Origin of the sequence: Streptomyces sp. 8N114 (genome assembly GCF_052245835.1) — a bacterium.
Lineage (GTDB): Bacteria > Actinomycetota > Actinomycetes > Streptomycetales > Streptomycetaceae > Streptomyces.
The window spans coordinates 89859-107758 of record NZ_JBQQBT010000007.1 but is presented as its reverse complement, the minus strand read 5'-3'; the positions used below and the strand labels follow the sequence as shown (position 1 = coordinate 107758).

Sequence of the window (17900 nt, the reverse complement as noted above, 5' to 3'; positions counted from 1 at the left end):
TACAGCACCGGTTCGCCGAGCGCGATACGCCGACCACAGTTCGTGAAGAATTCGTCCGCGAACCGCCGGACCACCCTCGGTCGGACCGACGTCGAATTCCCGTGGCCGACCCTCGCGAAAATGATTACGTCACGCTGTCCCTCACGGCAGAGAGTAGCCGAAAGGCTCCGGTTGCGACCGGCTCCCCAGCCGTTTTACTGAGAACAGACGCACGGGCCAGGAGCACGGGAACATGTGCCGCGAGCGCGCTGCGTGGGGGCCGGGCCGACCGAACAAATCGAGAGGATTTCCATGGCCACGTTCACAAGGATCTCGATCCCCCTTGCCACCGTGATGCTGGTCGGCGGGGCAGCAGCCGGCACCGCCGGGGCCACCGCCGCTCCGGCACACAGCGCGGCGCAGTCCGAAACGGTGCAGTCCGAGCCGGACACGTCCAGGAAGGCAGCGGACACGGTGAAGGTCAAGAAAGGGAAGTACGGAAAGATACTGGTGGACGGAAAAGGGAGAACGCTCTACCTCTTCAAGAAGGACAAGAAGAACAAGAGCAACTGCCAGGGTGGCTGCGCAAAGGAATGGCCGCCCATGACGGTGGACAAGAAGGCGCGGGCCGGAAAGGGCGTCAAGAAGTCCGAGCTGTCCACGACAAGCAGGGACGGCGAGAAGCAGGTCACCTACAACGGTCACCCCCTCTACCGGTTCGACGAGGACGAAGAGGCCGGGCAGACCAAAGGCCAGGGCATCGACCAGTTCGGCGCCAAGTGGTACGTCGTCGACACCAAGGGAAAGGCTGTCGTAAACAAACCGAAGCGCGGGGACTCACCCAAACCGGAGAACACCGACGGAGGCTACTGAGCCGGCGGCACCGTGAGCGCCCGGCCGCCCAGGGGCGCTGCGGTGCCACTCTGTGGCGGGCCGTACCGTTGCCGCCATGATGGGGTGGGAGGGCGCACTGATCGCCGCAGCCGGTCTGTGGGCGGGCGCGATCAACACGGTGGTGGGTTCCGGCACTCTGGTGACCTTCCCGGTACTGGTCGCCCTCGGCTATCCGCCGGTGACCGCGACGACGTCGAACGCGATCGGACTGGTTCCGGGCTCGATCACCGGCGCCTACGGATACCGGCATGAGCTGGCCGGGCAACGCAGTCGGGTGCTCGGCTACGCGGTGGCGTCGTTCTTCGGCGCCATCGGCGGAACGGTACTGCTGCTCTCGCTGCCGCAGGACGCCTTCGAGGTCGTCGTGCCGTGGCTGGTCGGCATCTCGGTCGTCCTCGTCGCGCTCCAGCCACTGGCCGCCAAGCGGCTCCGTACGAGGGACGCGGAAGACCGTTCCGGTCCGCTGCTGTTCTTTCTCATCTTCCTCGTCGGCGTATACGGCGGCTATTTCACCGCGGCGCAGGGCATCATGCTCGTCGGTGTCATGGGGCTGCTGCTCGCCGACTCCTTGCAGACGCTCAACGCGTTCAAGAACACCTTGACCGCCGTGGTCAACGTCGTCGCGGGCGCCATCTACGCCTTCGTCGCCCCGATCAGCTGGCCGGTCGTCGGCATCCTCGCCGCCAGTTCCACGGTGGGCGGGCTGCTCGGCGCGAAGGTCGGACGCAAGCTCCCCCCGAACGTGTTGCGCGGGACGGTCGTGGTCATCGGCGTCGCAGCGGTCGTCCGGCTGCTCGTCTAGCGGCCGCCGGAGAAGACCTCGTTCAACGCATGGTGGATGCCGAGGACGAGCAGCGCAGGGACATGTGGCATGAACTCACGGCAGCGCTCAGGTGGTCCTGGCGCTGTCCCGGCCGAGTTGCGCCAGACGTTCCAGTACCGGCAGGGCCTCGGCGAGTGCGCTGCGGTCCTTGGGGCTGAGGAGCTCGAGGAGGGGCGAGAGGTGCCGGGTCCGCTCGGCTCGGCGTGACTCGCCGATCCTCCGGCCGGCGTCGGTGATGTGGACGAGAACGGCACGGCCGTCCTGCGGGTCGCTCGTGCGCTCCACCAAGCCGTCGCGTTCGAGGCGTTTCACGAGCTGGGTGAGGCCGGGCTGGCTCATCTGCTCGCTGCCGGTCAACTCGGTCAAGCGCTTCGGGCTGCCGTCGAAAGCGAGGGTGTCGAGCACCGACAGCGTGCTGAACGGGAGCACCAGCTCCTGGGGCAGGCGGATGTAGAAGCGGTTGAACGCCTCGATCGCTCTGATGAAGTCGGGCACGCTCAGATCGCTCGTCGAATCACACACGCGGGGAGCCTATAACCTGCGGCGACAGAAATACATTCTCAACTTATAGAAATCGCTTATGCTGTCCCTGCCTGCGGTGGCGGCATGCCCGACGCACGACCGCCGCCCCGGAACCATCTGCGAGAGGGAAGCATGACTGTTCGTATAGGCATCAACGGCTTCGGCCGGATCGGAAGGAACGTCTTCCGGGCCGCCGCCGCGCGGGACTCGGACCTGGAGATCGTGGCGGTCAACGATCTGGGCGAGGTGGCGACCATGGCCCACCTGCTGACCTACGACTCGGTCCTGGGCCGTTTCCCTGAAGAGGTCTCGGCGGAGTCCGGAGCGATTCGCGTCGGCGACCGGAAGATCAGCTTCCTGGCCGAACGCGATCCGGCCGCGCTGCCCTGGGGGGAACTCGGCGTGGATGTGGTCATCGAGTCCACCGGCATCTTCACCAAGGCGGAGAAGGCACGCGCACACGTCGACGGCGGCGCCAAGAAGGTGATCATCGCCGCACCCGCCGACGACGAGGACGTGACGATCGTGCTGGGTGTCAACGACGACGCGTACGATCCCGAACGTCACACGATCATCTCCAACGCCTCCTGCACCACCAACTGTCTCGGCCTGCTGGCCAAGGTGCTGCACGACGCCGTCGGCATCGAGTACGGGATGATGACCACGGTCCACGCCTACACCCAGGACCAGAACCTTCAGGACGCACCGCACAAGGACCTGCGGCGCGCCCGTGCGGCGGCCGTCAACGTGGTGCCGACCTCCAGCGGTGCGGCCAAGGCCATCGGCCTGGTCATGCCGGAAGTCCGGGGTCGCCTCGATGCGTTCGCGCTGCGGGTCCCCGTTCCCACCGGCTCGGTCACCGACCTCACCGTCACCACGAGCCGCCGGACAACCGTGGAGGAGATCAACGAGGCGTACGCGGCAGCCGCCGCCGGCCCGTACCAGGGACTGCTCTCCTACACCGAAGCGCCCATCGTCAGCTCCGACATCGTCACCGACCCGGCCTCCTGCATCTTCGACGCAGGTCTCACCAGCGTGGTCGGCCCTCAGGTCAAGGTCGTCGGCTGGTACGACAACGAGTGGGGCTACTCGAACCGTCTCCTCGACCTGGCGCTGAAAGTCGGCCGCTCACCCGGAGAGTGAGCAGCGTCGGCACGGAGAGAGTGCCGAACAAGTCGGGGGCGCGCCCCGGCTCGGACGGTCTCCAGGGCGATGCCGCCCTGGAGACCGTCGCTGATCCTCCCTGCCGTAGCTGAACGGGCTCAGGCGGGCAGCTTGGTGTCGACGAGGAAGCTGATCTCGATGACCTGGCCGGGGAAGGACAGTTCGGTGACGCCGAAGACCGTGCTGACCGGGCGATGGTCGCCGAAGTACGCCAGGTTTCCTTCGCAGATCGCGCGGGCGTTCTGCTGCAGGTTCACCGCATACAGAGTCTGCGAGACGATTTGGTTGCGGGTGACGCCGTAGTGGTTCAGGACCTTGTCGAAGTTGACGTAGACCTGCTCGAGCTGGGCGGCGAAGTCGTTCGGGTGCAGGACGTTGCCCGCCTCGTCGAGCGAGAGCTGTCCGGAGACGCGGATCAGGTCGTCGGACTTGATTGCCTGCGAGTAGCCGAAGTCGCTCTCGGCCGGCACGTTGTGGTTGAAGACGTCGATGGTGGCCATGCTTGCCTGCCTCCTTGCCATGAGAGCCCGCGGGTTCGCTTGCATCGAAACAAGCCGCAGGCGCTCTCTTGCGGTTACTCAGGAACCGTAGGAGAGTTGCCGATGGCCTGGAAGAACGCACTTTTCAGCAACTGAGGAACCTTATGGTGACCAAGCAGTTCACGGGCTCGCCCGAGGAAGCGGACCTGCGGCGCGCGGACTCTCTGGCGCGGGAGATCTTCTCGGACGTCGCCAACAAATGGGCGTTCCTGATCATCGAGGCTCTGGGTGAGCGCACCCTGCGCTTCAGCGAGTTGCGTAACGAGGTCGAAGGCGTCAGCCACAAGATGCTCACCCAGAACCTGCGCATGCTGGAGCGCTACGGGCTGGTCGAGCGGACGGTGCACCCCACCGTGCCGCCGCGGGTCGAGTACACCCTCACCGAGCCGGGCCGAGCCCTGCGCGCCACGGTCGATGGAATGTGCGGCTGGACCCACCAGTACCTCGGCCACATCGAGGATGCCCGCCGTCGCTTCGACGCCTGACGGGCGGGGTGCGTAGGAACCGCAGATCCGGGCCGGGGACGAGCGGAACCGGCCCGGAGTCACCGGCTCGGCAGGCGCCCGCCGCCCTCACGGCCTGGCTCGGAACGTCCGCCGACCGGCTCTTCCCGGGCTGCCGGAAGATCGCGGTCAGGAGCGCGGGCGGCGAGGCTGATCGCCGCGCTCCGCGCTCTTCTCCTGCTCCTTGAGCCGCTTCTCCTTGAGGCGTACCGCTTCTTTGCGCACCTCGGCCTGGGTGGCGCGTTCCTTGTGCAGCCACTCCGGGCCCGCGCTCTTCAGCTCTTCGATCTGCTCCGTGGTGAGCGGCTCGGTGACTCCGCCACGGGCGAGACCCGAGATGGAGATCCCCAGCTTCGCCGCGACCACCGGGCGGGGGTGCGGGCCGTTGCGCCGCAGCTCACGCAGCCACTCGGGCGGGTCGGCCTGCAACGCCTTCAGCTCGTCGCGCGAGACGACGCCCTCCCGGAACTCCGCGGGGGTGGCATCGAGGTACACACCCAGTTTCTTCGCCGCGGTCGCGGGCTTCATCGTCTGGGTGCTCTGGTGCGACGTCATGCCGTCCAGCATATCGAGCGTGTGTGCCGCTCCCGACCACGCCCGGTAACCTGGCCACGTGACAGGCTCGGAAGCACCCCCTTCGTTCCGGCTCGCCTACGTCCCCGGCGTGACCCCCACCAAGTGGGTGCGGATCTGGCAGGAGCGACTGCCCGACATCCCCGTGGACCTGGTGGCGCTCCCCGCTGCGGAAGCCCCTGACGTACTGCGCCGCGGCGGCGCCGACGCGGGTTTCGTACGGCTGCCGATCGACCGGACGGCTCTGAGCGCCATCCCTCTCTACACCGAGACGACAGTGGTCGTGGTCCCGAAGGACCACATCGTGACGGCGGTCGACGAGGTGTCCGCCGAGGAGCTGGCCGAGGAGATCGTGCTGCACCCCCTCGACGAGGTTCTCGACTGGGAACGTCGGCCGGGGCAGCCAGCGAAGGAGCGTCCCGCCACGACGGCGGACGCCATCCAGCTGGTGGCGGCAGGGGTCGGTCTGCTCGTCGTGCCGCAGTCGCTGGCCCGCCTGCACCACCGCAGGGACCTCACCTACCGGCCGGTCACGGACGCTCCTCAGTCGCAGGTCGCGTTGTCGTGGCCCGAGGAGAAGACCACCGACATGGTGGAAGACTTCATCGGGATCGTCCGCGGGCGGACCGTCAACAGCTCACGGGGGCGCCGCCCCGCCCCGGCCCAGCCGAAGGAGAAGCGCCCCGACACCGGCACCGCACGGCGGAAGTCCGCGGCCCACAAGCCGACCGGCAGAAGCAGGCGCACCGGTTCCGGCGGCGGCAAGGGCAACAGGCGAGGCAGGCCCGGCCGCCGGTCGTAGTACGACCACGAGCCGGACGCAGGCCGGAAGGACGCGGGACAACAGCCGCTGTCGGCGTTCAGCTGGGGGCCGTTGCGTAGTCGGCGAGGGCGGGTTCCAGCAGAGCGAAGACGCGATGGGCGTCCTCGGCGACCTCCTGAGCGATGGCGTCGTCGGTGCGGCCGGCCAGGGTGAGGTCCTGGATGCGGCGGAACAGCAACCGGTGGGCGGCGCCGAGTTGGGCCGCGACGGCGCTGGGGGTGATGTCGTCGGGGTCCGCGTCGGTTGCCTCGGCGAGGGTGTGCGCGAGGGCCTCCTCACGCAAGTCGTGCAGGTCGCGCAGGCGGGCGGTGAGGGTGGGGCTGTCGGCGATCATGCGGGTGAACCTGGGCCCGGCGAACCCCGCGACGGGGCTGCGCTGCTCCAGGTCGGCGTCGAAGGCGCGGCGCAGCGCCGCCAGCGCTGACTCGCCGGGGCGGCGGTCGGTGACCGTACGGGCCAGTGCGGCTACGAACGCGTCCTGATGGTCGAGTGCCATGTCCTCCTTGCGCGCGAAGTAGTTGGTCACCGTCTTCTTCGCCACGCGGGCCGCCGCGGCGATCTCGGCGATGGTCGTGCGCTCGAAGCCCTGTGCCATGAAGAGCTTGGTGGCGTGATCGGAGATGAGCTGCCTCGTCTCCTGCTTCTTGGCCTCGCGCAAGCCTGTCGTCTCAGTACCCATGACAAAAATTTACCACGGACGCAAAAATACTCTTGACGTTCGGAGGGGCATCGGAGTAATTTTACGTCCGACGTAAGACGTGGCGTCCGGTCGAACGGACCGACGACGCCGCACCCTGACGAGAGGACGCGCATGCGCAAGGTCGACATCAACGGCATCACCGCTTTCTCCGCCCTCGCCGCCTCCCCCGCCCCCACCGCGTTCCCGGCAGCGCCGTCCAACGGCCCCCTCCACCGTGGTCCGCGCGGACCCCGGCAGCTCCCGCCCACCGGCCGCCGGGGGAGCACACCGCCGCGCACCCGCAAGGCGCCCCACCGCACGTACTGACTCGAAGGCCCCCAGGGAACCCCCGAGGGACCGGGCGCAGGGAGCACCGCTTCAACGCCCCCAGCTTTCAGCCGCCAGCTTTCCGCCGCCATCGAAGGAGCCCCGTACCCGTGCAGCTCTCCGCCACCACTGTCTCCCTCACGGTCGACGACGTAGCCGCCTCCCGCGACTTCTTCGTGACGCACTTCGGCTACCAGGTCACCGTCGAAGCCGACGGGTTCGCCTCCCTCAGCCACGAGGGGGCGGCCGTCGACCTCGTCCTCCTCACCCGCGGCACGGAGGTCCTGCCGCCCGACCAACGCGACCAGCACGCCGCGGGCCTGATCCTGGCATTCACCGTCACCGGCCTCGAAGCCGAGGAGAAGCGGCTGCGCGCCGAAGGCGCACCCATCACGCTGCCGCTTCGTGAAGAGCCGTGGGGCGAACGGCTCTTCCAGACGAGAGACCCCAACGGCGTGGTGGTGCAACTCGTCGAGTGGGTGACACCGGCTGAGGGCGCCCCGGGAGCTGAGGAGTGACCTGCCCTCAGCCGCTGTCGTATCGATGAACTGCCGGGGAAGCCCGACGAGTTGGGGACGGGCATACAGGCCACCGAGTGCCCGCCCGCTCACCGGCGGCCGATACGGTGCGCCCCGCGTTCGGAGACCGAGCGCGGGGCGCACCGTGCCTTCTTCCACCGCCTACACCACCGCGCCCGAGCGGTCCTTGCCGCGCTGCCGAGCCGCCGGCTCGCGGCGCGGCTCCGGCCGCCACTGTTCCAGTGCCGCGGCCATCGGTGTCGCCGTCAACACCGTCGAGGCCGTACCGAAGACCACTCCGGCCAGCAGTGCCACCGAGAAGTCGGTCAGCGAGTCACCGCCCAGGAGCGCGAGGGCGACGAGGATGAACAGCGCGCCCGTTCCGGTGTTCACGGTGCGCGGCAAGGTGCGGAGCACGGCCGCGTCGGCCAGGTCCGGCAGCGGCGTCGACTGGTCCGCGCGGCGCATACCGCGAAGCCGGTCGAGGACGACGACGGTGTCGTTGACCGAGTATCCGACGACGGTGAGCAGCGCGGCGAGGAAGACGCTGTCGACCGGCTTACCGAGCCAGGCGAACAGCCCCACCACCAGCAGGACGTCCTGCACCATGGCCGCCACAGCCGCCGTGGCCAGGGTCCAGCGGAACCTGACGCTCAGGTACAGCAGCTGGGCCCCGACGGCGATGCCCAGCGCGAGCAGAGCCTTGTCACGCAGTTCGCTGCCGAGGCTGGGCCCCACCATCTCGTCCCGTTCGACCGAGACTTCACCCCCGGTCGGCTCCAAAGCCTCCCGGACGTGCTCCCGTTGTGCGTCGGTGAGCTTTTCGGTGCGTACGGAGATGCCGCCGTCGCCCGCATCCTGCACCACCGCCCTGGGGAAGCTCGCGTCCGCAACGGCCCGGCGTGCGGTCTCGGCGTCGACGGACCGGCTGGTGCTGTACTCCACCAGCCGGCCACCGGTGAACTCCACACCGAACTCCAGCCCCCGGAGCCCGATCCCGGCCAGCGCCACCAGTACCAGCCCGGTCATGACGCTCAACCACAGGCGGGGACGGCATGCGAGGCGCGGTTTGCGCGCGGTCAGCCAACGGCGCAGCCGGGAAGAGCCGACCATTCCGGTGATCGCGGGCCGCCGCCGCACCCAGCGGCGCCGCACCGCCCAGTCGGCGAGCACCCGCGTGATCACCATCGCGGAGATCATCGAGGCGAGCACCCCCAGCGAGAGTGTCACCCCGAAGCCCTTGACCGGCCCCGTCGCGAAGAAGAACAGCAGCCCGGCAGCCAGCAGTGTGGTGACGTTCGAATCGATGACGGCGCTGTACGCCTGCTGGAACCCCGTGCGCAGCGCCTGCCGCAGATCCCGCTCCCGCCGTGCCTTGTCCGGCCGCGGGGAGGGCCTGCCGTACACCTCGCGGGCCCGTTCGAAGACCAGCACGTTCGCGTCCACCGCCATTCCGACGGCGAGCACGAAACCGGCGAGCCCAGGGAGCGTCAGAGTAGCTCCGAGCGCAACGAGCGACGCGTACGAGATCAGTCCGTACAGGCCGAGAGCGAGGGTTGCCAGCGCGCCCAGCAGGCGGTAGACGACGGTGATGAACACCGCGGTGCATACCAGTCCGATGACCGCGGCCTGAGCGCTCGCCCGGATGGCGTCCGCACCCAGCGAGGGCCCGACCGTCTGTTGCTCGACCACGTCGACCGGGACGGGCAGCGCGCCGCCCTTGATGAGAGCCGCCAGGTCCTTGGCCTCGTCGTCGCCGAAGTCCCCCGTGATCTGTGTGGACCCGCCGGTGATGCCGCCGCGGCAGGCCACACTCTCCTGGATACGGGGCGCGGAGACGACCCGGTCGTCCAGGACGATCGCCACCCGTCGCTGCGGGGCATCCGGAGGCCGGCAGGCGGCCTCACCGGTCAATTCGGCCCACTGTCCGGCGGCTCCGTCCCGGAAATCGACGGTCACGCTCCAGCCGTCGCCCTGCGCGGTGTCGAGCTGCGGCTCGGCGTTCTTCACCCCTTCACCGCTCAGCGCGGTCGGCCCCAGCCGCAGGAACGCGCCCTTGCGGTCGGGGTCGGGCAGGACCCTGGTGCCGTCCTTGCCCTCCTGCTGCCGCGCGTCCTGCGCGGGCCCGCGGGCGGTCTCCCCCGCCACCGGATGGAAGGTCAGTTGGGCGGTACGGCCGATCACCTCGGCGGCCTCCCGGGGATCCTGCACCCCGGGCAGTTCGACGACGATCCGGTTCTCCCCCGCACGGGACAGCGACGGCTCGGCCACGCCAAGAGCGTCCACGCGCTGTCGGAGCACCTCCAGCGCACGGTCGGTAGCGGCCGCGTCGGCCCGCACACCTGGGCCGTCCCGGGTCTCGAGAACGATATGAGTTCCGCCCTTGAGGTCCAACCCCAGCCGGGCCGGGGTCGTCAGGGCGAAGAAGAGTGAGATTCCTACGACAACAAGCGCGAGCAGCGCACGCCACATCGGCGCGCGGGAACGGTGCGGAGCACCAGCAGTACGAGTACGGCGAGGCGTACGGGACAAGTCCACTCCAGGCTGAAAGGCACCGCGCGACACACGCGCAGCACACATGGCAGCCGACCGCTCACTCCCGCCGCCCGCAACAGACAGCGGAGTTGTGGGGGCATGAACCCCCTGCCCCCCATGCCGCGTCACGGCACCTCTGCCGTACGGCATGTGTGGATACGCCGTACGGCGATGTGCGGCGGCACGCGGCGCCATGCAGCGGCCCCGCCGACATGCAGTGACCCCGCGGCGACGTGCAGCGGCAACGGCGGAGAACAGGCCGTCTCAGCGGCACGCCACGGTCCGTACAGATCGGTGCGGCAGCGCGGAGGGCGGAAGGGAGTCGGCCGACTCGGTCAGACGTCGAGCGGCGAGTCGGGCGGGCCCCGGCTGGTGCGCGGGTCGTGGGAGGAGCGCGGCGGCGCGCGCTCCTGGGAGGGGTTGCCGGCGACGCGGCCGACGAGCGGCGCAGCGGCCGTGGTCGGCGCGGAAGTCGGCACCACCGGCGGGTGAGCAGGATGGCCGGGTGGCCGCACCTCGCGCGGGGCTGTCACGGTAGCGCCGTGTGCAACGGCCTTCCGCCGCGCGTCAGGGCGGGAGACGGAGGAACGGGTCTCTCCGCTGTGGTGTGCTCCACGGTCCACCGTCACGGTGACGGTCGACGGCGCACCGCCCGGCACCGGAGCAGCCGCGGCGGCGCCCGCCAGAAGCAGCAGAGCACCCCAGACAAACGCGAGGAACGCGGACGCGGAACGGCGTGAGGACAGACCCGGCGAGCGCTGCTGCATGGTCCCTCCCCCGTCGAACATCCGTTGCCAGTGCGCGCCAGTGTACGCAGGGCGCACATCGGCTGAAGCAGGCTCGCAGCAGATCGCCGCACCGTCCCCACGGGCGTCAGCCTGCTGGCCGGCTAGCTCGTCGCGCTGTCCGGCAACCCTGCTCAGGCGGCGACCACCTCGTCGTGACCTTCGGCGGCAATGCGGTGAGGCCGTACCCCCTCCCCTCCATGCCGGGTCGCAAGATCCGTCGGACAGGCCCTGGTCGCCGACATCGCCTGCTGGCGGCCTCCCCCGGCCCATCCGGACGAACTGTGCGATACGGATGGGCCGGTCGGGTCCGGTGCCTCGTCACCAAGGGGCGTCGTAGTGGCCCGTGGTGGCGCGCCAGAGCGCGGAGAAGGCGGCTTTCGGCCGGTCGTTGAAATCGTGGTCCGGAAGGTTGCCGAGCAGGTCCACAACGGCACTGAGATGCCCGCAGCCCGCGGCCTGCTCGATGAGCTCCTCGGTCGGCCTCTCACGTTTGGCGCGTGGCGTCCTGAGCAGCTCGGCGTGCGCCTCGGCGAGAGCCGCGACGTCCTCCTCGGTCGGTGTCGGCGGCAGGGTCCGCCTCGGTGCGCCGTCGGCGACGGCCTGGGCCCGTTCGTACTTCTCGTCGCCTATGTACCACGAGTCGGAGAGCCACGAGCGGAGCAGATCGGGTCTGCCGAGCTCGACCAGTGCATCGATCATGCTCGACGGACGGTCCCTCGGCGGGACGCACGCTTCCATGAACTCTCCGGCCAGGTCGACCCGGTCGGTGCTCAGCAGGTAGAGCAACCATGGTTCGGCGTAAAGGCCGTTGGGGCGGTTGAGCCGGCGGTCCTCGTCGGGCAACGTCCACAGCGACCGTGCCTCGTCCACGCGTCCGCACTCGGTGAGGGCCCAGATGACCGCGAGACGGTTCTGCCATGCGTTGGTTTCCGGCTCGATGGCTTCCCGTGCGCGAGCGAACCACGCATCGGCGGCGGCCGTGTCGCCCAGGGCCTGACAGGCACCGGCCACCGCGGAGGTGACGCGGGCGGCGTTATGGGCTCCGAGAGCCGCCTCCGCGCGCGGCTCGGCGAAGTCGAAAGCGGCGCGGGCCTGTTCGGTCCGTCCCACGCGGGCCAGGAGCATGGCCACGTGAGCGGAAGCCACGACACGCTCGTCGGCGTCGGGGATCGCTTCCAGCAGCTCCGCCGCGCCCTCGGCCTCTCCCCGCCGCGCCCGCAGCCGCGCCGCGTGACCAAGGCTCTCGTTCACGGCGAAATTCCAGCTGCTGTCGAGTGAGGAGACGGAATCCCTGGCCGCCGAGAAAAGGTCGCCCACTGTCGCGGTGTTGGGCGGTGGCCATGTTCCGTCCCCTTGGACATCCGCGTTCCCCTTGGTGGCGCGCTCGGCCTCGGCGGCTGCGAGCCTTTCGACGTACCTACGGACGAAGAAACCGAAGCCGTCCTCCCCGAGGCGTTCGGCTGCGGCCTGCGCGTCCGGTACGACATCGAGCTCGCCCCACCGCACCGGCCAGGCGAAGCGCCGGTCGACCGACCAGGTCAGCACCGCGTCCAGCTCTTCCCTGCGGTCCGGTGGCGCGATGACCACGCCTTCGTCGAACGCCGCGCACCAGGTGTCGGCGTCGAGCGCGAAGTTGACGTTCTGCTCCTCGAATGCGTAGTCGTCCTCGAAGATGCGTGGGCCTGGTGGTTCGAGGAGGAACTCGAAGTCGGCCAACACCCCTCCGGTGTCGGGCCGTCGGAAAGTCACGCCGGTCGAGCCGACGGAGACGCGTACTCCGCCCGATTCGTCCGCCACCGGGGCTCCGTCCCCGGCGGAAGTCTTCGTTCTGTCCTCCTTGGTCGCCCAGCTGATGCGCTTGGTGGCCAGGTCGATGACGAGATCCCGTCTGCGCCGGTGGTCGTACATGTACAGCCGGCTGCCGTCCGTCGACCAGCCGGCCCCGCACTCCGGCCACAGTTCGTCGCCCTTCTCACCGAAATCCTCGGGAAGGTCCTCGCCCAGCAGATACGGATGCGAAGGAGACGCATAGCCGGGCAACCAGTACAGGTCGCCTGCCTCCAGCGGAACGACGCAGCCCTGGATGGAACCGGAGGTTCCGGCCCTGACGAACGCGCGCCGGCCGTCGGGAGCCAGCGCCCACTCGGGCGGTCGGCTGGCGCCGTCCGTCACCGACGCGCTTGCCAGCGGATATGTATGCGTGCCGGCACCGAAGGGATCGAAGACCCCCACCTGGTTGGTGTTGTAGGCGAGCCCGACTCGGGTGCTGTCGTCCGACCACTGGATGACGTCGTCATAGTCGGGCCAGCCGACGCCGCCATCGATGCGGTCCAGGACGTTGACGCAACGGCCGCTGGGAACTTCCCAGATCTGCAGGGCCCCACCACGGTGATAGTCGTCACCGACCCAGCTTCCGGTAGCCAGATAGCGTCCGCACGGGCTGAGAGCGGACGACTCGATCTCCGTGATGTGGCCGTACGGATGCTGCAGCCGAGTGCCGTCGAGGCCACGGATCCGGTCGGTGGCGAAGCGGTGGGCCTCGCTGACCCCGTGAGTGCGCTCGATCTTCAACAGCCGGTCCCGGAGCGGCAGCAGGTCCCGCTTCGCCACGAAAGCGGACCAGTCCGCTCCCTGGAGAACGTCCAGCAGCGCAACCGGGTCGGCAGCCGACATCAGCGACGCGTGATCCACGAACCCTGCCTCACCGGCGGACCCGTCGTCGGCCGAGGACTCGTCGGCCCTCTTCAGCACCGCGCGCAACGTCTTCCAGTCAAAGATCGGAATGCCGAGCATGCTCGCCTTCCCGATCTTGGGCCCCCGCGCGTCGTGCGAGGCGAAGACCAGGTCCGTCTTGCCGGACACCGAGCCCGACACCCGGACACCCAGCGCCTCGAGGCCGGCCTTCGCCGTAGCGCGCGACAGCCCGGGGAACCGCCCCATCAACACCGCTGTCTTTCCCCGTAGTTCCATGTCCGCGATCTTAGGGTGGCCCACTGACACTCCGGCTCGGCCCACATGGTGCGCGGCTCCCCATGCGAGGGCTTACCCGCCCCTCCGGCTGAGGTCCCCACGGTCGGCGAGGGCTGCTGCGGCAACATCGTCCTCCGCCATCCCGACCAGTCGGTCGGCCAGTTCGGACGGCAGGGCGGGGTTGGTGGCGAGCCCGGACAGGATATGGTTCACAGGCATCCTGCCCGCACCGTGCGCGGAGCATCGGGCAGCGGTCGAGGGCAGCGGACGGTCGCCGTCGCCCACGCGGCCTTGGACGACACGGCACGCTGCCCCATAGTCGGACCATGAACGTCTCACCGGATCATCCTCCCCGCCCGCGCGACGGGACGCCGACCGCCCGGCCCCGCGGCCGTTTCGGCGTCCGCGAGGCAACGGCAACCGTGCTGACCGCCACAGTCGCCCTGTACATCGCGCTGGTCGCTTTCGGGAACATCACGGACTTCGACACCAACAGACAGTTCGTACGCCATGTCTTGGCGATGGACACCACCTTCCGGGACGACGACCTGATGTGGCGGGCGATCACCTCGAACGCCTGGCAGGACGCCGCCTACATCGCGATCATCGGCTGGGAGACCATCGCGGCACTCGTCCTGATCGCCGCGACCTGGCTGTGGCTCCGGCGTCGCGACCTGCGACGGGCCCGCTTCCTGTCGACCGCCGGTCTGCTGATGCTCCTTCTGCTGTTCGGCGCGGGCTTCATAGCCATCGGCGGGGAGTGGTTCGCCATGTGGCAGTCCGAGAAGTGGAACGGTCTCGAAGCCGCCACCCGCGTCGTCCTCCTGAGCGGACTTGCCCTGCTGACGGTGCACACGACGAGCGACCGCCCGGGCACCGCGGATTCCGGCTGAAGTCTGCTGGGAGAAGAGCGGCCCGTACCGGCGGACACCTCCCGCAACGGCTGGGGCGGCTCGGAGCAGCCCACCGGCCCCGGGCCCACCACCTCGGTCGACGCCGATGTCGACGGCGGGCGCTACGACCGCCGCATACACGCGGGCAACTGGTGCAACCAGGCAGGCGCCGGCCTGGGTGAGCGCCCGCAAGCCTCCCCGGCCGCCGGAATCCACGCGTATGTGTGGATGAAGCCGCCGGGCGAGTCCGACGGGTCCAGCACCGAGATCCCCAACGACGAGGGCAAGGGCTTCGACCGCATGTGTGATCCCACGTACCAGGGGAACGCACGCAACGACTACAACCCCTCCGGGGCGATGCCTGACGCGCCGCTGTCCGGCAAGTGGTTCCCGGCCCAGTTCCAGCAACTGCTGAAGAACGCCTCTCCGCCGGTCTCCTGAGGCCGGTCCCGACGCCCGCGCTCAACGACGACGGCCGGGCCCGCACACGCGGGCCCGGCCGTTCCGTGCGGCAGGTTCCGGCCGCTCCCCTCCGGCCGGCCGCTCCGCCTGCTGTTACGCAAGATTCACGCCGATGTATTGACGGCCATTCACTCGACCCCCAGCATGAATACCCCCATACAGAACCGCGGGGTGCGAGAAAGAAGGTGCAACGGATGGCCGGAGTGGTGGAGCGGCGATCGATCGACGTCGTCCCGGATGCGGAACGACACGGCAAGGCGTTCAGTCAGTTCACTCTCTGGCTGGGTGCCAATCTCCAGATCACCGCTGTTGTGACCGGCGCCCTCGCCGTCGTCTTCGGCGCGCAGGCATTCTGGGCGGTGCTCGGCCTGCTGATCGGCAACCTGCTGGGCGGGGCTGTCATGGCGCTGCACTCGGCGCAGGGGCCCCGGCTGGGGCTGCCGCAGATGATCTCCAGCCGGGCCCAGTTCGGAGTGCGGGGCGCGGTGGTGCCGCTGGCGCTGGTCATCGTGATGTACATCGGCTTCTTCGCCAGCGGCAGCGTGCTGGCAGGCCAGGCGGTCGGAGAGCTGACCCACCTCGGTGACACGCCGGGCATCATGCTGTTCGCGCTCGTCACCGCGGTGGCCGCTGCTGTCGGGTACCGCGTCATCCACGCGCTGGGCAGGGTGGCAAGCCTGGTGTGCGCGCTCGCCTTCGTCTACCTGGGCTTCCGGCTGCTGGAGCGCGCGGACCTGTCCGAGCTGCTGGCCGATCGCACGTTCTCCTTCCCGCTCTTCCTGCTGGCGGTCTCGCTGTCCGCCTCCTGGCAGCTGGCCTTCGGGCCGTACGTCGCCGACTACTCGCGCTATCTGCCACGCTCCACCTCGGCCCGTGCCACGTTCTGGTGGACGCTGAGCGGCTCGACGCTGGGCTCGCAGTGGTCCATGACCTTCGGAGCGCTGGCCGCGGCGGCGGCCGGTCCCGCGTTCGTCGGACACGAGGTGAGCTACGTCGTGGGGCTGGGCGGGGCCGGGCTCATGGCCTCGTTCCTCTACTTCGTCATCGCACTGGGGAAGCTGACCATCAACGTCCTCAACACCTACGGCGGCTTCATGTCGATGGTGACCGGTGTCAGCGGTTTCCGGGGCCAGCGCGAGCTGGGACCGCGGGCCCGGGCCGGCTACATCGCCGCCATCATGGTCGCCGGCACGGCAGTGGCGCTGGCGGGCAAGGACAGCTTTCTGACCTCGTTCAAGGACTTCCTGCTCTTCCTGCTCACCGCTTTCACCCCGTGGTCGGCCATCAACCTCGTCGACTACTACCTCATCGCGAAGGAACGCTACGATCTGCCGGCCCTCAGCGATCCGCAGGGGCGGTACGGCGCCTGGCGGTGGAAGGCCCTCTCGGTCTACGCCGTCGGCCTCGCCGCGCAGTTCCCCTTCCTCGTGACCCACTTCTACACCGGCCCGCTGGTGAATCCGCTCGGCGGCGCCGACATCTCCTGGCTCGTCGGGCTGGCCGTGCCCGCCGCCCTCTACTGGCTGCTGGCCCGTGGCGACACCGCGCACATCCCGGAGCACACCATCCTGACGCCGCCCGGGCCCCGGGAGGCTCCGCCCGAGGCCACGCGGGTGCCGTCGTGAGCCGGTTCGCTGGTGCGCCGCCACATTGAGTCCGGCGGGTCTTGTCCGGCCCCCTCCCCTGTGCTGGGAGGGGGTGCCCCTGCCCGACCTCGCAGGCTGCGGGTGCCTTATGGCTGGGCGCGCAGTTCCCCATGCCGGGTAGGCAAGATCCTTCGGCGAGCCCTAACGGGCGGGCTTCCGAAGAGAGGTGGTGCCTTGGGACGGTGACGTGGCGGTGCGGCGGGTGGCGATCAGGGCGAGGATACCGATGACGGGCAGGGCCCAACTGCCCGTGACGGGAAAGTAGATGACGCATAGCGGCACGCCGAGAGCCAGCAGGTACCAGCCGATCTGGGCGGGCAGGTGACCGGTGACGCGGAGGGTGTGCCGGGCGAGTGTTCCCAGCGCGAGGAATGCGACGCCGCAGGTCAGGAACCAGATGCTGGCCTCGCGTTCGAAGTAGTCCGCGGCATCGCTGTCGATGGACGTGCGCACGAAACCGTCCTGGGCGATCCCGGCCCAGGCATTGGGCTGGGCGAAGGCCCAGACGAAGTGCAGTACAGCGGTTGCGATGATCAGCCGGGGTATCCAGCGGGCCAGTCCGCTCATGCGCTGGGTCCTTCCTCGTTCGGCGCCGCCAGCCGCAGCGCCAGTGCGTAGATCTCCCGCAGGTCCTCCGCGGGCACGGGCGGGACGACTTGCTGGGCCCCGACCAACAGCAGGTAGAACAGCCGCGCCAGGGGCACCGAGGTGGAGTCGGCGCCGCCCAGATCGCGCGCCAGCGACTGCAAGTACTCGATACGCAGCCGGTCGACGCGCTCCTGGAGCGCGCGGACCTCGGCGTCCTGGAAGGCCCAGGCGCGGACGGCGATCTCCAGACGATCACTGTCCCCCTTGCTGTCCAGGACCAGATCCATCAGGCGGTGCAGCCTGGCCGCTGCCGTGTCGCCGACGCGCTCCACGTCGGCGATGTAACGGCTGGTGTGCTCGGTCTCGTAGTACGCGAGCAGATCGGTCTTGAACCCGGTCATGCCCTTGAAGTGGTGGTAGAAGGACCCCTTGGTCAGGCCGAGACGGGTGGTGAGCCGCTCGATGGTCAGCGCGGGCGCACCGTCCTCGCTCAGAATCCTGAGCCCTTCCTCCAGCCAGTCATGCCTGCTCGCCATGTCCCCGCCTTGATCGCCGTATCGCCGTATCGCCGTATCGCCGACGACAGCGACCGTACCATACGGCATGGTACGGAGCGGCCGAGACCGGACCTGGCCCGGTAGTTGTTCGCGGCTCTTGATGCATGAGGTATCGCA

At 69.2% G+C, this 17900-nt stretch carries 19 protein-coding genes and 1 pseudogene; 10 read left to right on the top strand and 10 right to left on the bottom strand.

Features of this window, described 5'->3' with window-relative positions:
• Positions 1–291 precede the first annotated feature (291 nt).
• Positions 292–852, top strand: a complete 561-nt coding sequence (locus ACTWQF_RS17140) for a COG4315 family predicted lipoprotein (protein ID WP_443280265.1) — start codon at positions 292–294, stop codon at positions 850–852.
• A gap of 76 nt (positions 853–928) precedes the next feature.
• Entirely contained in the window at positions 929–1675 is a 747-nt protein-coding gene (locus ACTWQF_RS17135; RefSeq protein ID WP_443280264.1) for a sulfite exporter TauE/SafE family protein, read from the top strand.
• A gap of 87 nt (positions 1676–1762) precedes the next feature.
• On the opposite strand, the gene ACTWQF_RS17130 is transcribed toward ACTWQF_RS17135, so the two are convergent.
• Entirely contained in the window at positions 1763–2218 is a 456-nt protein-coding gene (locus ACTWQF_RS17130) for a MarR family winged helix-turn-helix transcriptional regulator (RefSeq protein WP_443280263.1), read from the bottom strand.
• Between the two features lie 132 nt (positions 2219–2350).
• Between ACTWQF_RS17130 and gap the strand changes: the two genes are divergently transcribed.
• A complete protein-coding gene (gap, locus tag ACTWQF_RS17125) occupies positions 2351–3361 on the top strand; it encodes a type I glyceraldehyde-3-phosphate dehydrogenase (RefSeq protein WP_443280262.1) in 1011 nt (336 codons plus the stop codon).
• A gap of 119 nt (positions 3362–3480) precedes the next feature.
• Here gap and ACTWQF_RS17120 read toward each other — a convergent pair whose 3' ends face one another.
• A complete protein-coding gene (locus ACTWQF_RS17120) occupies positions 3481–3882 on the bottom strand; it encodes a RidA family protein (RefSeq protein ID WP_443280261.1) in 402 nt (133 codons plus the stop codon).
• Between the two features lie 143 nt (positions 3883–4025).
• Here ACTWQF_RS17120 and ACTWQF_RS17115 point away from each other — a divergent pair, with 143 nt between their 5' ends.
• Positions 4026–4406: a winged helix-turn-helix transcriptional regulator gene (locus ACTWQF_RS17115; protein WP_443280260.1), complete on the top strand. Its 381-nt coding sequence runs from the start codon at positions 4026–4028 to the stop codon at positions 4404–4406.
• A gap of 147 nt (positions 4407–4553) precedes the next feature.
• Here the strand turns inward: ACTWQF_RS17115 and ACTWQF_RS17110 are convergent, their stop codons facing one another.
• A complete protein-coding gene (locus ACTWQF_RS17110) occupies positions 4554–4979 on the bottom strand; it encodes a DUF5997 family protein (RefSeq protein WP_443280259.1) in 426 nt (141 codons plus the stop codon).
• Between the two features lie 58 nt (positions 4980–5037).
• Between ACTWQF_RS17110 and ACTWQF_RS17105 the strand changes: the two genes are divergently transcribed.
• A complete protein-coding gene (locus ACTWQF_RS17105) occupies positions 5038–5799 on the top strand; it encodes a LysR family substrate-binding domain-containing protein (protein WP_443280258.1) in 762 nt (253 codons plus the stop codon).
• Between the two features lie 58 nt (positions 5800–5857).
• On the opposite strand, the gene ACTWQF_RS17100 is transcribed toward ACTWQF_RS17105, so the two are convergent.
• A complete protein-coding gene (locus ACTWQF_RS17100; protein WP_443280257.1) occupies positions 5858–6499 on the bottom strand; it encodes a TetR/AcrR family transcriptional regulator in 642 nt (213 codons plus the stop codon).
• 132 nt (positions 6500–6631) lie between these two features.
• Between ACTWQF_RS17100 and ACTWQF_RS17095 the strand changes: the two genes are divergently transcribed.
• A complete protein-coding gene (locus ACTWQF_RS17095; RefSeq protein WP_443280256.1) occupies positions 6632–6826 on the top strand; it encodes a hypothetical protein in 195 nt (64 codons plus the stop codon).
• Between the two features lie 110 nt (positions 6827–6936).
• Entirely contained in the window at positions 6937–7344 is a 408-nt protein-coding gene (locus ACTWQF_RS17090; RefSeq protein ID WP_443280255.1) for a VOC family protein, read from the top strand.
• A gap of 162 nt (positions 7345–7506) precedes the next feature.
• On the opposite strand, the gene secD is transcribed toward ACTWQF_RS17090, so the two are convergent.
• The 4 genes from secD to ACTWQF_RS17070 all read right to left on the bottom strand — a co-directional run bounded on the left by secD (position 7507) and on the right by ACTWQF_RS17070 (position 13856).
• On the bottom strand, positions 7507–9816 hold the full coding sequence (secD, locus tag ACTWQF_RS17085; RefSeq protein WP_443280254.1) for a protein translocase subunit SecD: 2310 nt from the start codon (positions 9814–9816) through the stop codon (positions 7507–7509).
• Between the two features lie 398 nt (positions 9817–10214).
• The gene (locus ACTWQF_RS17080) at positions 10215–10646 is read right to left on the bottom strand and encodes a hypothetical protein (RefSeq protein WP_443280253.1); all 432 of its coding nucleotides are present in this window, start codon (positions 10644–10646) and stop codon (positions 10215–10217) included.
• 339 nt (positions 10647–10985) lie between these two features.
• Positions 10986–13637, bottom strand: a complete 2652-nt coding sequence (locus ACTWQF_RS17075; RefSeq protein WP_443280252.1) for a BRCT domain-containing protein — start codon at positions 13635–13637, stop codon at positions 10986–10988.
• A gap of 72 nt (positions 13638–13709) precedes the next feature.
• Positions 13710–13856: a hypothetical protein gene (locus ACTWQF_RS17070; RefSeq protein ID WP_443280251.1), complete on the bottom strand. Its 147-nt coding sequence runs from the start codon at positions 13854–13856 to the stop codon at positions 13710–13712.
• Positions 13857–13963: 107 nt separating this feature from the next.
• Here ACTWQF_RS17070 and ACTWQF_RS17065 point away from each other — a divergent pair, with 107 nt between their 5' ends.
• The 3 genes and pseudogenes from ACTWQF_RS17065 (at position 13964) to ACTWQF_RS17055 (ending at position 16617) form a co-directional block, all read left to right on the top strand.
• Positions 13964–14530 (top strand): DUF2165 domain-containing protein, encoded by a 567-nt coding sequence (locus ACTWQF_RS17065; protein ID WP_443280250.1) that lies wholly within the window; start codon positions 13964–13966, stop codon positions 14528–14530.
• 33 nt (positions 14531–14563) lie between these two features.
• A pseudogene (locus ACTWQF_RS17060) lies at positions 14564–14971 on the top strand (glycoside hydrolase family 6 protein); the annotation flags it as partial.
• A gap of 215 nt (positions 14972–15186) precedes the next feature.
• Positions 15187–16617 (top strand): purine-cytosine permease family protein, encoded by a 1431-nt coding sequence (locus ACTWQF_RS17055; RefSeq protein ID WP_443280249.1) that lies wholly within the window; start codon positions 15187–15189, stop codon positions 16615–16617.
• 162 nt (positions 16618–16779) lie between these two features.
• Here the strand turns inward: ACTWQF_RS17055 and ACTWQF_RS17050 are convergent, their stop codons facing one another.
• Together ACTWQF_RS17050 and ACTWQF_RS17045 are read right to left on the bottom strand one after the other, a co-directional pair.
• A complete protein-coding gene (locus ACTWQF_RS17050) occupies positions 16780–17205 on the bottom strand; it encodes a DUF6463 family protein (RefSeq protein WP_443280248.1) in 426 nt (141 codons plus the stop codon).
• Complete coding sequence (locus ACTWQF_RS17045; protein WP_443280247.1) at positions 17202–17762, bottom strand: TetR/AcrR family transcriptional regulator; 561 nt, start codon at positions 17760–17762, stop codon at positions 17202–17204. The genes ACTWQF_RS17050 and ACTWQF_RS17045 overlap by 4 nt, the downstream gene beginning before the upstream one ends.
• Positions 17763–17900 lie beyond the last annotated feature (138 nt).